This is a genomic window from Xanthobacter luteus (assembly GCF_040049235.1).
Lineage (GTDB): Bacteria > Pseudomonadota > Alphaproteobacteria > Rhizobiales > Xanthobacteraceae > Xanthobacter.
Window position 1 is genome coordinate 20,767 of the sequence record NZ_JBDZDO010000006.1, and the last position, 13,530, is coordinate 34,296.

Below are 13,530 nucleotides of genomic sequence, written 5' to 3' on the forward strand. Positions count from 1 at the left end.
CGGTCACGAGCGCCGCCCCGTGAAGTTCGGCGCGCGCTTCTCCATGAAGGCCCTCACCCCCTCGCGATAGTCCGGCGTGCGGCCGGCCTCGCGCTGCAGGTCGCGCTCGAGATCGAGCTGGGCATCAAGGCTGTTGCCGCCGGAGGCGTTCAGCGCCGCCTTGGTGAGGGCGAGGCCCTGCGTCGGCTGGGTGGCGAGGCGCGAGGTGAGCGCGCGGGCTTCGTCGAGCAAGGCTGCGTCGTCGACCACCTTCCAGATGAGGCCCCATTCCGCCGCGGTCTCGGCGGCAAGCGGCTCGGCCAAGAGCATCAGCGCCCGCGCCCGCGCCTCGCCGATGAGGCGCGGCAGGAAATAGGTTCCGCCCGAATCTGGCACGAGGCCGATCTTGGAAAAGGCCTGGATGAATTTGGCGGAGCGTGCCGCCAGGACGATGTCGCAGGCGAGCGCGATGTTCGCGCCGGCACCGGCAGCGATCCCGTTCACCGCGCAGATCACCGGCTTGTTGAGGCCGCGAATGCGCCGGACGAGGGGATTGTAAAAGGCATCGATGGTGGCGCCGAGGTCGAGCGGGCCGTCCGCATTCACCCGGTCGCCGAGGTCCTGCCCGGCGCAGAAGCCGCGACCCGCGCCGGTGAGCAGCACCGCCCGGCAGCTGTCGGCGGCGGCGGCTTCGAGCGCGTTCCCGAGCGCCATATGCAGCTCTTCGTTGAAGGCGTTGAGGCGGTCAGGGCGATTGAGCGTCAGCTCCAGCCAGCCGCCATGGTCCGCGACGGTAAGCACGGCGTCCTTGATCTGCGCCTCCACTTGCTTCTCCTCCACTTGCTCCTCCCGCGCAGGGCCCTTTCGGGGCCTCTTGAATTAACCGGACGATCGGTTAATCATTAGCCCAAGGGATGGGGTTGTCAACATCATCGCACAGCGTCCCTGCACAGGGAGAGGACCATGGCTGACCTGTTCGCGGCCCACGCTGCGCTGCTAGAATCCGCCGTTGCCGCAGCGCGCGGACGGGGCTTCTGGGCGGCCTTCCCGGAAAATCCCAAGGCCTATCCCGAAGGGACGGCAGCCGAGGCGAAGGCGGCGTTCGCGGCGATGAAAGGTCATCCGTTCGAGCTGACCGCGGACGAGGACGCGCCCCTGGTCGGCGCCGAGGTTTCGCCCTTCGGCCCGGCGCTCGGCATCACCTATCGCGCCCGCGCCGTCGACGAGCTGATCGCCCGCGCGGGGAAGGCCGGCGCCGGCTGGGCGGCCGCCTCCATCGCCCAGCGCACGGGCGTTGCGCTGGAAATTCTCGTGCGGCTCAACAAGGCGAGCTTCCTCATCGCCGAAGCGGTGGAGCACACCACCGGGCAGGCCGGCCCCATGGCCTTCCAGGCCGGCGGCCCCCATGCCCAGGACCGCGGGCTGGAAGCCGTGGCCTATGCCTATGAGGAGATGTCCCGCGTGCCCGGCGCCGTCATGTGGGAGAAGCCCATGGGCCGCTCCGCGATCCGCCTCGACAAGGAATTCCATATGGTGCCGCGCGGCATCGGCCTCGTCATCGGCTGCGCCACCTTTCCCACCTGGAACAGCTATCCCGCGCTGTTCGCCGATCTCGTGACCGGCAATGCGGTGATCGTGAAGCCGCACCCCGCCGCCATCCTGCCGCTGGCGCTCACCGTGCGCATCGCCCGCGAGGTGCTCAGCGAAGAGGGCTTCGATCCGGACGTGATCCAGCTCGCCCCGGACACCGCCGAGGCGCCCATAGCGAAGCAATTGGCGACTCATCCGGCCATCGGCATCGTGGACTTCACCGGCTCGTCGCAGTTCGGCGGCTGGCTGCGGGAGAACGTGAAGGACAAGCTGGTGTTCACCGAAGAGGCGGGCGTCAACACCATCGTCGTCGCCTCCACGGCCGCCTTCGGCCCCATGTGCCAGAACATCGCCTTCTCGCTCTCGCTCTACAGCGGCCAGATGTGCACGGCGCCGCAGGTCATCTTCGTGCCGGCGGGCGGCATCGAGACCGAGGCGGGGCGCAAGAGCTTCGACGAGGTGGCCGGCGGTATCGCCTCCGCCATCGATGCGCTGCTGTCGGAGCCCGCCCGCGCCGCCGCGGTGCTGGGCGCCATCCAGAATCCGGCGACCCTCGCGCGGATCGAGGAAGCCCGCAGCCTCGGCCGCATCGTGCGCGACAGCGCGGCGCTGCAGGTGGAGGGCGCGCGGACGGCGACGCCGCTTCTGTTGGCGGTGGAGGCCGCCGACGAGGCGGCATATCTCGAAGAGCGGTTCGGCCCCATCGCCTTCGTCGTCGCGGTGGCCGATGCGGCCGATGGGGTGGTCCGCGCCGCCCGCGCCGCGCGGCAGAAGGGCGCCATCACCGCCGCCCTCTATTCCACCGACGAGGCCGAGATCGCCCGCGCCGTGCCGGCCTATGCGCGCGCCGGCGTGCCGCTCTCCGTGAACCTCACGGGCGGCATCTATGTGAACCAGAGCGCGGCCTTCAGCGACTACCACGTCTCCGGCGCCAATCCCGCCGGCAATGCCTGCCTCACCGATGCGGCCTTCGTGGCCGGCCGCTTCCGCGTCGTGTGCGTGCGCCGCCCGGCCGCCGCCTGAGCCTATTTTTCGGAGATCATCATGGCTGACGCCTTCATCTGCGATTTCGCGCGCACGCCCATCGGCCGCTATGCCGGCGCCCTCAAGGACGTGCGGGCGGACGACCTCGCCGCCCATCCCATCCGTGTGCTGAAGGACCGCAATCCCGGCGTGGACTGGGAGGCGGTGGACGACGTGATCCTCGGCTGCGCCAACCAGGCGGGCGAGGACAATCGCGACGTCGCCCGCATGGCCGCGCTCCTCGCCGGCCTGCCGGTGAGCGCGCCGGGCACCACCGTGAACCGGCTGTGCGGCTCCGGCCTCGATGCGGTGGGCATCGGCGCCCGCGCGATCATGACCGGGGATGCCGACCTCATCATTGCCGGCGGCGTGGAGAGCATGACCCGCGCGCCCTTCGTGCAGGGCAAGGCCACGGAGGCCTTCGCGCGGCAGGCGGAAATCTACGACACCACCATCGGCTGGCGCTTCATCAACCCTTTGATGAAGGCGCAATACGGCGTCGATTCCATGCCGGAGACCGGCGAGAACGTGGCCGAGGACTTCCAGGTGTCCCGGGCCGACCAGGACCTGTTCGCGCATCGCTCCCAGCAGCGGGCCAAGGCGGCGCAGGAGGCGGGGTTCTTCGCCCGCGAGATCGCCCCCGTCGAGGTGAGGACGAAGAAGGGGTCGGTTCTGGTGGAACGCGACGAGCACCCGCGCGGCGACACCACATTGGAGCAGCTGGCCGCGCTGAAGACCCCCTTCCGCAAGGACGGCGGCTCGGTGACGGCGGGCAATGCCTCCGGCGTCAATGACGGCGCGGGCGCCCTCATCCTCGCCTCGGAGGCGGCGGCGAAAAAATACGCGCTCACGCCGCGCGCCCGCGTCCTCTCGGTGGTGCAGGCCGGCGTGCCGCCGCGCGTCATGGGCATCGGCCCGGCGCCGGCCACGCGCAAGCTTCTGGAAAAGAACGGCCTGTCCCTCTCCGACATCGACCTCATCGAGCTGAACGAAGCCTTCGCCTCGCAGGCGCTGGCGGTGCTGCGCCAGCTCGGCCTGCCGGACGATGCGGAGCATGTGAATCCCCATGGCGGGGCCATCGCGCTGGGCCATCCCCTCGGCATGTCCGGCGCCCGCCTCGCCATGACGGCGGTGAGCGCGCTGGAGGTGCGCGGCGGCAAGCGCGCCGTCGCCACCATGTGCATCGGCGTGGGCCAGGGAATCGCCGCCCTCATCGAGCGGGTCTGAGCGGTGGACGCCCTGACGTCTCCCGTCACCATCAGCCGCCACGGCGCGGTTGCGGTCGTCCGGATCGACCATCCGCCGGTGAATGCCCTGTCCAAGGGCGTGCGGCAGGGGCTGCTGGATGCCGTGCGTGCGCTCGACGCCGATGCGGCGGTGTCGGCGCTTGTCCTCAGCGGCGGGCCGGGGCGGTTCGTCGCCGGCGCGGATCTGCGCGAGATGGCGTTGCCGCCCGACGCGCCCTTCCTGCCGGAGGTGGTGGGCGCGCTCGAGGCCTGCACCAAGCCCGTGGTCGCCGCCCTCGATGGGGCGGCTTTGGGCGGCGGCTGCGAGATCGCGCTCGCCTGCGACGTGCGGCTGGGCTCGCCCACGGCGCTGGTGGGGCTCACCGAGACCCGGCTCGGCCTCATCCCCGGTGCCGGCGGGACCCAGCGTTTGGCCCGGCTGGTCGGGGTGGCGCAGGCCATCGCTCTGGTCTGCGAGGGCCGGGTGTTGAAGGCCGGCGAGGCGCTGTCCCTCGGTCTTCTGGACGCGGTGGCGGAAGGCGACCTCCTCGCCGAGGCCATAGCCCGCGCGCCCTCTGAGGCCAAGCGCCGCCTCTCCGCCCTGCCGGCGCCCGCGGGCGATCCGGCGGCGGCGGAGGCGGCCGCCGCCAAGGCGCTCAAAGGGGCGAAGGGCGTGCCGGCCATCGCCGAGGCCATCCGCGTCATCAAGGCATCACGGGACGGCGACTTCGCCTCCGGCCTTGCGGCCGAGCGCGCGGCCTTCCTCGCGCTCCGGGAAAGCCCGGAAGCCAAGGCCCTGCGCCATCTCTTCCTCGCCGAGCGCGAGGCGGTGAAGGTGCCTGGGCTCGAGGGGGCGAAAGCGCGCCCGCTCGCATCCCTCGCCGTCATCGGCGCCGGCACCATGGGGGCCGGCATCGCCGTCGCCCTGCTCGATGCCGGATACCCGGTCACTCTGGTGGAGCGCGACGCCACCGCCGCGCAGGCGGGCGTCGAGAGGATCGACGCCGTCTATGCCCGGCAGGTGAAGAGCAACCGCATCGATGAGGCCCGGAAGGCCGAGCGCCTCGCCCGCCTCACGCCCTCCTCCGACTATGCCGCGCTGGCCGATGCCGACCTCATCGTCGAAGCGGCCTTCGAGGACCAGGCCGTGAAGACCGACATCTTCGGCCGCCTCGACCGGATAGCAAAGCAAGGCGCGGTGTTGGCCACCAACACCTCCTATCTCGACCTCGACGCCATCGCCGCCGCGACCGCGCGACCGCAGGACGTTGTGGGCCTGCACTTTTTCGCCCCCGCCAACATCATGAAGCTGCTGGAGGTGGTGAAGGCGACCCATACCGCGCCGGATGTGCTGGCCACCGCCCTCGCGCTGGCGAAGAAGATGGGCAAGCAGCCGGTGGTGGCGGGCAATTGCGACGGCTTCATCGGCAACCGCATCTATGCGGTGTACCGGCGCCACGCGGAGTATCTGGTGGAGGACGGGGCTGCGCCCGAGGCGGTGGATGCGGCGCTGGAGGCGTTCGGCTTCGCCATGGGCATCTTCGCGGTGTCCGACATGTCCGGCCTCGACATCGCCTATGCCATGAGAATGCGCCGGGCGGCCACGCGCGACCCGAACGAGCGCTATGTCGCCATCGCCGATGCCCTGGTGGAGGCGGGTCGGCTCGGCCGCAAGACCGGCGCGGGCTGGTATGCCTATGACGCGGCCGGCAACCGCATGCCCGATGCCTTCGTTACGCGGGCAATCGAGCAGGCCCGCGCGGCGAAGGGCATCGTCCCGCGCGCCTTCACGCCCGCGGACATCCAGCTTCGGCTTCTGGCGGTGATGGCGAACGAGGGGGCGAAGGCGCTCGCCGAGGGCATTGCCCTGCGTGCGTCCGACATCGACCTCGCCTTCGTCCACGGCTACGGCTTCCCGCGCCTGAAGGGCGGCCCCATGTTCGCCGCCGACACGCTCGGCCTGCCCGCCATCCTCGCCGAGGTTCAAGCCGCCCATGCCACCGGCGGCGCGGGCTCCGAGCCGGCACCGCTCCTCCTCGAACGCGCCGCAGCGGGCGGGACATTTTCAGACTGGCGCAAGGCCGGCGCTCCCATGGGAGGGATACAATGACCCAAATCCTCGACAGCTACGCCCTCGACCGCTGGTTCACCCCCGAGGCCGGGCTGGTGGACATTCCGAGCGCCATCGACGGGCGCGTGGTGGCGCGGGCCTCCACCCGTGGGCTCGATTTCGCGGCCATGGTGCGCCATGCGCGCGAGGTGGGCGGGCCGGCGCTGCGGCGCCTCACCTTCCACGAGCGCGCCGACATGCTCAAAGCCCTCGGCGCGCATCTCACCGCCCACAAGGACGCGCTCTATGCACTGGCCGCCGACACTGGCGCGACCAAGCGGGACAATTTCTTCGACATCGACGGCGGCATCGGCACGCTCTACGCCTACGCCTCCCGCGGGCGGCGCGAACTGCCGGGCGAGCGCTTCGTGGTGGAAGGCGCGCCGGAGGCACTGTCCAAGGGCGGCACCTTCATCGGCCTCCATGTGCTCACCCCGCTCCACGGCGTCGCGGTGCACGTGAATGCCTTCAATTTCCCCTGCTGGGGCATGCTGGAGAAGCTGGCCCCGGCCATCCTCGCGGGCATGCCCGTCATCACCAAGCCGGCCACCGCCACCGCCTACGTGGCCGAGGCCGTAGTGAAGCTCATCATCGAGGCGAACATCCTGCCGGCGGGGTCCCTGCAGATCGTCTGCGGTGCGGCCGGCGACCTGCTGGACCATCTCACCGGGCAGGACGTGCTCTCCTTCACCGGCTCGGCCGCGACCTCGCAGGCGCTGCGCGATCATCCGGCTGTCTCGCGCAATGCCGTGCGCTTCATCGCCGAGCGCGATTCGCTCAATGCCGCGGTGCTTGGCCCGGATGCGGTGGAGGGCACGCCCGAGTTCGACCTCTTCATCACCGAAGTGGTGCGGGAGATGACGGTGAAGGCCGGCCAGAAGTGCACCGCCATCCGCCGCATCCTCGTGCCGAAGGCGCAGGAGGCGGCGGTGATCGCGGCGCTGGCCGCGCGCCTTGCCGCCGTCGCAGTGGGCGACCCGCGCCGCGAGGACGTGCGCATGGGTCCGCTCGCGAGCCGCGCCCAGCGCGCCGCCACGCAGGCGGCGGTCTGGGAGATCGCCCGCGAGGCGCAGATCGTGTTCGGCGATCCGGACAAGGTCGAGCCGGTTGGGGCGGATGCCGCCACGGGCGCCTTCATGGCTCCCGTTCTGCTGCGCTGCCCCGATCCGCTTGCGGCGCGGACGCCGCACGAGGTGGAGGCCTTCGGCCCCGTCGCGACCGTCATGGGCTATGGCACCCTCGCGGATGCGGTCGCGCTGGTGGCGAAGGGGGAGGGCAGCCTCGTCGCCTCGCTCTACACCCACGATTCCGCTGTCGCGGAGGAATTGGTGTTCGCCATCGCCTCGCACCATGGCCGCCTTGTGCTCATCGACCGCGACTGCGCCAAGGAGTCCACCGGCCACGGCTCGCCGCTTCCCGGCCTCGTCCATGGCGGCCCCGGCCGGGCCGGCGGCGGGGAGGAGATGGGCGGGCTGCGCGGCGTGTTCCATTACATGCAGCGCACCGCCCTCGAGGGCTCGCCCGCCCGCCTTTCCGCCTTGACGCGGACCTGGCTCTCCGGCGCGCCGGCGCCGGTGACGGCGGAGCACCCGTTCAAGCGGAACTACGATGCCCTGAACGTGGGTGACACGGTGGAAACCGCCTCGCGCACCATCACGCTCGAGGACATCGAGCATTTCGCCCATTTCACCGGCGACACCTTCTATGCCCACATGGACGAGGCGGCGGCGAAGGCCAATCCCTTCTTCCCCGGCCGGGTGGCGCACGGCTATCTCATCCTGTCCTTCGCGGCGGGCCTGTTCGTCGATCCCGCGCCGGGGCCGTTGCTCGCCAATTACGGGCTCGATTCCCTGCGCTTCCTGAAGCCCGTCTCGCCGGGCGACGCCATCCGCGTGCGTCTGACAGTCAAGACCAAGCAGCCGGCCCGCAAGCCAGAATATGGCGAGGTGCGCTGGGATGCGGAGGTGTTCAACCAGGACGGCGACACCGTGGCCCGCTACGAACTGCTGACCATGAGCAGCCGGGTCTAAGGGCTCAAGGCCGTTGCGGTTCGGCGCGAAATTCACAACTTCGGCGGCTTAGAGCGAGGACCGGCGTCGCCCGTTCCGCTCCGATGCCCAGAGGGCTGGTTGCGGCGGAGAGACGGAGAAGTGGTCGAAATCAGGTGCTGGCCGTCGACATCATCCAGAGGAGGGCAGCCAGATTGATGATTGCCGTTGCCGCGGGCCCGGCGGTCTTGAGGAGCGATCCGTTCCGCACGCCGATGGCGGAGTCGCCCGCTTGGACCAGCACCATCGTGAGCGCCATGGCCGCGAGCCATGCGGGATGCGTGGCGAGCGACAGCAGGCTGGCCATGAGCAGGGAGGCGCTCCGCGACGTGGCGTACAGGGCGACGCCGCGCGCCTCGGCCGACGCCGTTCGCACCGCGGCCACGGAAAAGCCGAGGCCGACCGCGGCGCTGATGATGGTGATGCCGGCACAGGCCAGGAAAGAAGACACCACTTCGATCGCTCCATGGGTGGGACGTGTCTGGTGGGTCACACCGCCCAGCGGCGAGACCGGAGGCGGCGCCGCGTCTCCGCCGGCCACGATGCGGTGTCGGTCCGCCGCGCCGACGGATCGGATCGAACGTCCTCTGCCGGGCCGGCAGAGGACGACAGGCCGAGAATTGCCGCGCCCTGGGGGCGGAGCACACCCTATGGGATCCGTGTCGACTGCCAGTGGACGAGCTGCGGCGCATTGCCGACGAGGGACCAAACGCACACGTACCTGTTGGTCGAGCGCCTGCGCTCGCCAAGAATGGCGACGTCCATGTTCACCGTCCCGCTCACCAGCGCGGTGCGGCCGTACAGGCGGATCGAGGGCTCGGTATAGTCGAGGTCGAAGCATCGCAGATCGCCGGCCCTGAACTTCGCGATGAAGGAGGACTTTCCGTCCACGGCCGACGACCCGTGCACCCAGAGCATGTCCTCGGCCAGAAGCCGGTCGAGATCGTCTTCCGCGCCGTTCAGCATCGCCTGGCGACGCGACGCCTCCAGCTCCAGGACGATGTCCTCGGAAAATGCAAAAGCCGCTCCCATCGACCACTCCCGCGGATCAGGAGCGCCCCATGCGCTCGATCAAGGACGACAGGAAGTCTCCGAGCCGCGGATCGGTGAGGCGCACCTCCTGCGCGCGGGGAAGCGAGCTGATGGTTTGCGTCGCCAAGGCGTGAAACTCGCCGGCGGCCTTCCGAGCGGCCGACGCATCCCCCGCGATGATGCTTTTGACGAGCTTGACCCGGCTCGGATGCAGCTTGGCGAAGATCTTGCGCCAGACCGTCGTGGACGAGCCGGCGAGTTCGAGGGCGAGCTCCGTCTGGAGCTGAATGAGGAAGCCGCACAGCGACGTCAGCAGCGGGTTATGGGCCGCCGCCACCACGGCCGAGTGGAAGGCGAGCACCGCCTGCGCGGATTCGGGCACGCTCTTGACGGAAGCGAAGGCGTCGAGCGCAGCCTCCAGGGCCTTACGATCCTCCGCCGTCGCCACCGTCGCGGCCTGGCTGGCGGCGAGCTCGTTGAGAACCCCGAGCACGCTCAGGATCTCGACGACGCCGAGCTTCCGGAGTTGGATCAGCGTGCTCAGCGACAGCGAGATCAGCGCATCGGAATTGGCGGTGACATAGGTTCCGCTGCCGTGCCGGACGTCCAGCAGGCCGATCAGCGAAAGCCCCCGTATGGCCTCGCGCACCGTCGGAGCGCTCACGTCGTAGTGACGCGCGAGATCGCGCTCGGTGGGCAGCTTGGACCCCGGCGCGAAACGACCCAACACAATGCCGTCGCGCAAATCGTGGAAGATGCGATCGGCGACGTTGCCCTTGTGGATCGAGGCCTTTTCGCCCGCAAATTGGTCACGCTCCATTCCCGCACATCCGATTTCCACCCCAACGAAGACACCAAGTGACTAGCAAACTTTATGCGGATCGTCAATGCTGGGCTCGGCGGCGGACAAAGCCCGCGCGAGAGGAAGCGGAGAGACCATGATAAAGTTGGAAGAAGCACTGGTGGTCGCCGAGGTGGCGCTCAAGACGGCACGTACTCGGCAGCTCAATCCCATGACCGTGGCCGTGCTCGATGCGCGCGGATGCCTCGTCGCGCTCCAGATGGAAGACGGTTCGAGCCTGCTCCGCGAAGACATCGCCAAGGCCAAGGGCCTTTCCGCGCTGGCCCTTGGCATGGGTACGCGGGCGCTCGTCGGCCGCGCCAAGCATCACCCGGCCTTTTTCGTCGGCTTGAGCGGATTGTCCGGGGGCAACATGATTCCCGTCCCTGGCGGGGTCCTGATCCGCTCGCCCCATGATGCGGCGATCGTTGGAGCGGTGGGCGTCAGCGGCGACCTCCCTGATCACGACGAGGCCTGCGCGATCGCCGGCATCGAGGCGACGGCCTACTCCTGGGATGCGGGTGCCGATCTGTCCTGACCGACGACCGGGGCGGCGCCCTGGAGAGGGCGTCCGGAACCCGGAAGCACCACCATCGACCCACCGCCTTGCCGGACGAAAAAGCGCGCGGCCGGCCTATCGGTTCGAGCTAGGCCGCGCGCCGGTGGTCCACGGCCGCGGCGCTGTTGCGGCTTGACCGGCGCGGCCGCCGGCGCCTTGCCCGCCGGTCCGCGACAGGGCGCGGCAACCGCCCGCCAGTGCAATCCCGCGGGCCGCCCGGTCGACGCCGTGCCGGCAACTCGCGCGGGCACCATTCCGCAAGGTTGCAACGCTCCGATCGTGACCAACCAAATTTTTGGAAATTCATTTCAACCCATTGATCAGACGCGAAAATGTGATGCGCGGATCACGGTCGCGGTCGCGCGGCATGGAAAAAGGGAGCCGGCGGCCTTCCTTTCGTCGACGATCATGATAATGTGACCAAGTCACTTGGTATTTAGTCGCAAGCCTGGGCGGCGCATCGCCCGGGCACGGCTGGAGGAAATGATGCCAGAGCCGAACCGCATCCTGCGAATGCTGGCCGATCACAAGATTCCGCTGGGGATGCAATGCTTCACCGGGCATGTCGCGCTGATCGAGATTCTGGGACTGACCGGCTTCGACTTCGTCATGCTCGACGCCGAGCACTCGGGGGCGGACGTGCGCGCGCTCGAAGCGGTCATCGCAGCGGCCGAGAATGCCGGCCTGGTTCCCTTCGTCCGGGTGGCGGATGCCCACGCCGGGACCGATATCCGCCGCGCCATCGAGGCCGGCGCCATGGGCATCTTCCTGCCCATGATCAAGTCGCCGGCGGACGTGGAGGCGGCAGCCCGCGCGGCCTTCTTCCCGCCGAAGGGCACGCGCGGCATCTGCCCGGCGACGCGGGCGGCGCGCTACGCCTTCAACGGCTTCGATCGCTACGCGCAATGGAACAACAGCGAGGTGGCGCTGGTGCCGATGATCGAGCACCCGGACGCGGTCGAGCGCATCGACGACATCTGCGCCATGGCCGACGTGCGCATGATCGTGTTCGGCGCCGGCGACCTCGCCTACGCCATGGGCGAGGGCACGGCCATGATGGCGAGCCCGAAAGTCCAGGACGCCTACCGCAGGACCCTCGAAGCGGCGCGCCGGCACGACGTGGCCGTCATCGGCGGGCCGGTTCTCGATCCCACCCCGCAGACGTGCCGCAAGGCGCTGGAGGACGGCGTCTCCGTCTTTTGCCTGGGCCTCGATGCCCTGGCCTTCCGCAAGACGTGCGAGCAGACCGTGCGGGCGCTCAAGGAGGCGGTCGACGGCACCGCCTTCACCCGGCCGCCGCTGCCGCCGAGCGCATTCAAATCCTGAGCGACCAAAGCGTGGAGTTGGCCCCCATGGCGAAGTTGAAGCGGTACGTGGTCGGTCCCAGGGACGATGGCAGGTCCGCCGTGCTCATGACCGACGCGACCAATGTGCAGGAAAGCGCAGGATTTTTCTGGCGCGCGACGCTCTGGAGCACCCGGGAGGTCCCGGTCGACAACAGCATCGCCGCCGACCGCGGCCTCGATCTCAAGTCCCGGGAGCCGTTTCCCGGCGGAATGCTCTTCCGGGCGCTGGAAATTCCGCCCGATGCGAAGGACCAGGACGCGCACAGGAAGCGGCTTCTCGAACTCAATGTCGAGGTCGAGCAGAAACACGCTCCGAGCGATGAAGATCTTCGGCGGCACCCCAGCATGCATCGCACCGATACGCTGGACTGCATCGTCTGCGTGAAGGGCGAGATCTACCTCGTGACCGATGTCGAGGAGGTGCTCATGACGGCCGGCGATACCGTCGTCATCCGGGGAACCAACCATGCCTGGAGCAACCGATCGAGCGAGCCCGCGCTGCTGGTCGGCTGCATGATCGACGCGGTGCCCTTGGAGGCAGAAAAGTCGACGTAGTGTCAAAGGAATGCCGGCGCGCGTCCGCCAAGACGTCGCGCAATTCAACGGTGTCGTCAAAAATGAACAAAAGCACGAACAAGTGCATCAGCTTCACGGGAGGAACTTTCGATGACGTTCGACGAGTGCAAGATCAATCTGCGGCGCGTGGCCGGCTATTCCGCCCTCGCCTCCGTCGCGACCCTGTGCTGCGGACACCAGGCCGCGGCCTTCGAGCGGGGCTATCCCGGCTGGCTGCTGCCGCCGGGCGTGTTCATGGCGACCACCGCCGCTACGCCGCCCGATGGTCTCTACAGCTTCAACATCGCCTTCGGCGCCTATGGCGAACTCGTCGGACCCGGCGCGCCCCATCTTCCGAGCGGCTCCACCCACGCCCAGACGGCCACCTGGGCAACCGGACTCCTCTTCTCTCCCGGATGGACGTTTCTCGGCGCCAAATACGAGGCCATCATCGTCCAGCCGTTCAACATGTCGAGCACCACCGCCCCGGTGAATTCGTCCCAAGCCGGCATGCACAACACAGTCGTCTTCCCGGCGCTGCTGAGCTGGAAGCTCGCTGACAGTGGATTCTACGTCCAAGCCGGGCTCGGCGTCGGCATTCCCGACGGAACCATCTCCGGGAAAACCGGGCTCTCCAGCGTCGGCAATCCCTGGTGGACGCTGATGCCCAAGTTCAGCGTTTCCTACCTGAAAGACGGCTGGAATCTCTCGACCCACATCTACGGCGAATTCAATACCGAGAACTCCTACACCGGCTATCAGAGCGGCGATCTGCTGCATGTTGACTTTGTCGCCACGAAGGCGGTGGGCAAGTGGAGCTTCGGGCCGGTTGCCTCTTATGTGGGGCAGCTGACCAGCGACGTATCAAGTCCATTCTATGACAATGCCATCTTCATGGAGCGATTCAACGTGTGGAGCGTAGGGGCCATGGTCGGTTACGACTTCGGACCGTGCAAACTGACGATGTGGGGACTGTCGGATTTGCAGTCGAGCGCCTCGGGAGGTTCGCCGAACCAACATGCCGCGGATTCCGCAGCGATCGGCCAGGGCTTCCGCATCTATGCCAACCTCAACTTCCGCCTGATGGCATTCTAGGATGTGATCCGGGCAAATTGTTTCAGTTTGCTCGAGGAATCGCCCGCCAACTTTGGCAGCGAGAACACGTTCCCCGCTCAGCTCGCGATGCCGGCTGAGCAACGCGTGCTCATGCCGTCTGCCGGA

12 protein-coding genes are annotated in these 13,530 nt (G+C 68.7%); 8 read left to right on the forward strand and 4 right to left on the reverse strand.

Translation table 11 applies throughout. The annotated features are described in order from the left end of the window. Nucleotides 1-3: 3 nt before the first annotated feature. Entirely contained in the window at nt 4-792 is a 789-nt protein-coding gene (gene paaG / locus ABLE88_RS17520; protein WP_510182917.1) for a 2-(1,2-epoxy-1,2-dihydrophenyl)acetyl-CoA isomerase PaaG, read from the reverse strand. A gap of 150 nt (nt 793-942) precedes the next feature. On the opposite strand from paaG, the gene paaN reads away from it, so the two are divergent. The 4 genes from paaN to paaZ are packed head-to-tail and all read left to right on the forward strand — an operon-like array spanning nt 943 to nt 7,958. Further along, nucleotides 943-2,592, forward strand: coding sequence for a phenylacetic acid degradation protein PaaN (gene paaN, locus ABLE88_RS17525; protein WP_348832993.1), 1,650 nt, complete (start codon nt 943-945; stop codon nt 2,590-2,592). A 21-nt stretch (nt 2,593-2,613) separates the two neighbouring features. Continuing rightward, entirely contained in the window at nt 2,614-3,819 is a 1,206-nt protein-coding gene (gene pcaF / locus ABLE88_RS17530) for a 3-oxoadipyl-CoA thiolase (protein ID WP_348832994.1), read from the forward strand. A gap of 3 nt (nt 3,820-3,822) precedes the next feature. Beyond that, nucleotides 3,823-5,928: a 3-hydroxyacyl-CoA dehydrogenase NAD-binding domain-containing protein gene (locus ABLE88_RS17535; RefSeq protein ID WP_348832995.1), complete on the forward strand. Its 2,106-nt coding sequence runs from the start codon at nt 3,823-3,825 to the stop codon at nt 5,926-5,928. Then, nucleotides 5,925-7,958 carry a phenylacetic acid degradation bifunctional protein PaaZ gene (gene paaZ / locus ABLE88_RS17540; protein ID WP_348832996.1) on the forward strand — a complete coding sequence of 678 codons (2,034 nt, stop codon included), beginning with the start codon at nt 5,925-5,927 and terminating at the stop codon, nt 7,956-7,958. Before ABLE88_RS17535 ends, paaZ begins: the two co-directional genes overlap by 4 nt. Before the next feature lie 130 nt (nt 7,959-8,088). On the opposite strand, the gene ABLE88_RS17545 is transcribed toward paaZ, so the two are convergent. The 3 genes from ABLE88_RS17545 to ABLE88_RS17555 form a co-directional block, all read right to left on the reverse strand. Further along, entirely contained in the window at nt 8,089-8,430 is a 342-nt protein-coding gene (locus tag ABLE88_RS17545) for a hypothetical protein (protein WP_348832997.1), read from the reverse strand. 194 nt (nt 8,431-8,624) lie between these two features. Further along, nucleotides 8,625-9,008 (reverse strand): nuclear transport factor 2 family protein, encoded by a 384-nt coding sequence (locus tag ABLE88_RS17550; RefSeq protein WP_348832998.1) that lies wholly within the window; start codon nt 9,006-9,008, stop codon nt 8,625-8,627. 16 nt (nt 9,009-9,024) lie between these two features. Further along, nucleotides 9,025-9,828: a FadR/GntR family transcriptional regulator gene (locus ABLE88_RS17555; protein WP_348832999.1), complete on the reverse strand. Its 804-nt coding sequence runs from the start codon at nt 9,826-9,828 to the stop codon at nt 9,025-9,027. Nucleotides 9,829-9,946: 118 nt separating this feature from the next. Between ABLE88_RS17555 and ABLE88_RS17560 the strand changes: the two genes are divergently transcribed. From ABLE88_RS17560 to ABLE88_RS17575, 4 genes are all read left to right on the forward strand, one after another. Then, nucleotides 9,947-10,387 carry a GlcG/HbpS family heme-binding protein gene (locus tag ABLE88_RS17560; RefSeq protein ID WP_348833000.1) on the forward strand — a complete coding sequence of 147 codons (441 nt, stop codon included), beginning with the start codon at nt 9,947-9,949 and terminating at the stop codon, nt 10,385-10,387. Nucleotides 10,388-10,894: 507 nt separating this feature from the next. Next, nucleotides 10,895-11,734, forward strand: coding sequence for an HpcH/HpaI aldolase family protein (locus ABLE88_RS17565; RefSeq protein ID WP_348833001.1), 840 nt, complete (start codon nt 10,895-10,897; stop codon nt 11,732-11,734). 26 nt (nt 11,735-11,760) lie between these two features. Next, nucleotides 11,761-12,309: a cupin domain-containing protein gene (locus tag ABLE88_RS17570; RefSeq protein ID WP_348833002.1), complete on the forward strand. Its 549-nt coding sequence runs from the start codon at nt 11,761-11,763 to the stop codon at nt 12,307-12,309. 111 nt (nt 12,310-12,420) lie between these two features. After that, entirely contained in the window at nt 12,421-13,404 is a 984-nt protein-coding gene (locus ABLE88_RS17575; RefSeq protein ID WP_348833003.1) for a SphA family protein, read from the forward strand. Nucleotides 13,405-13,530 lie beyond the last annotated feature (126 nt).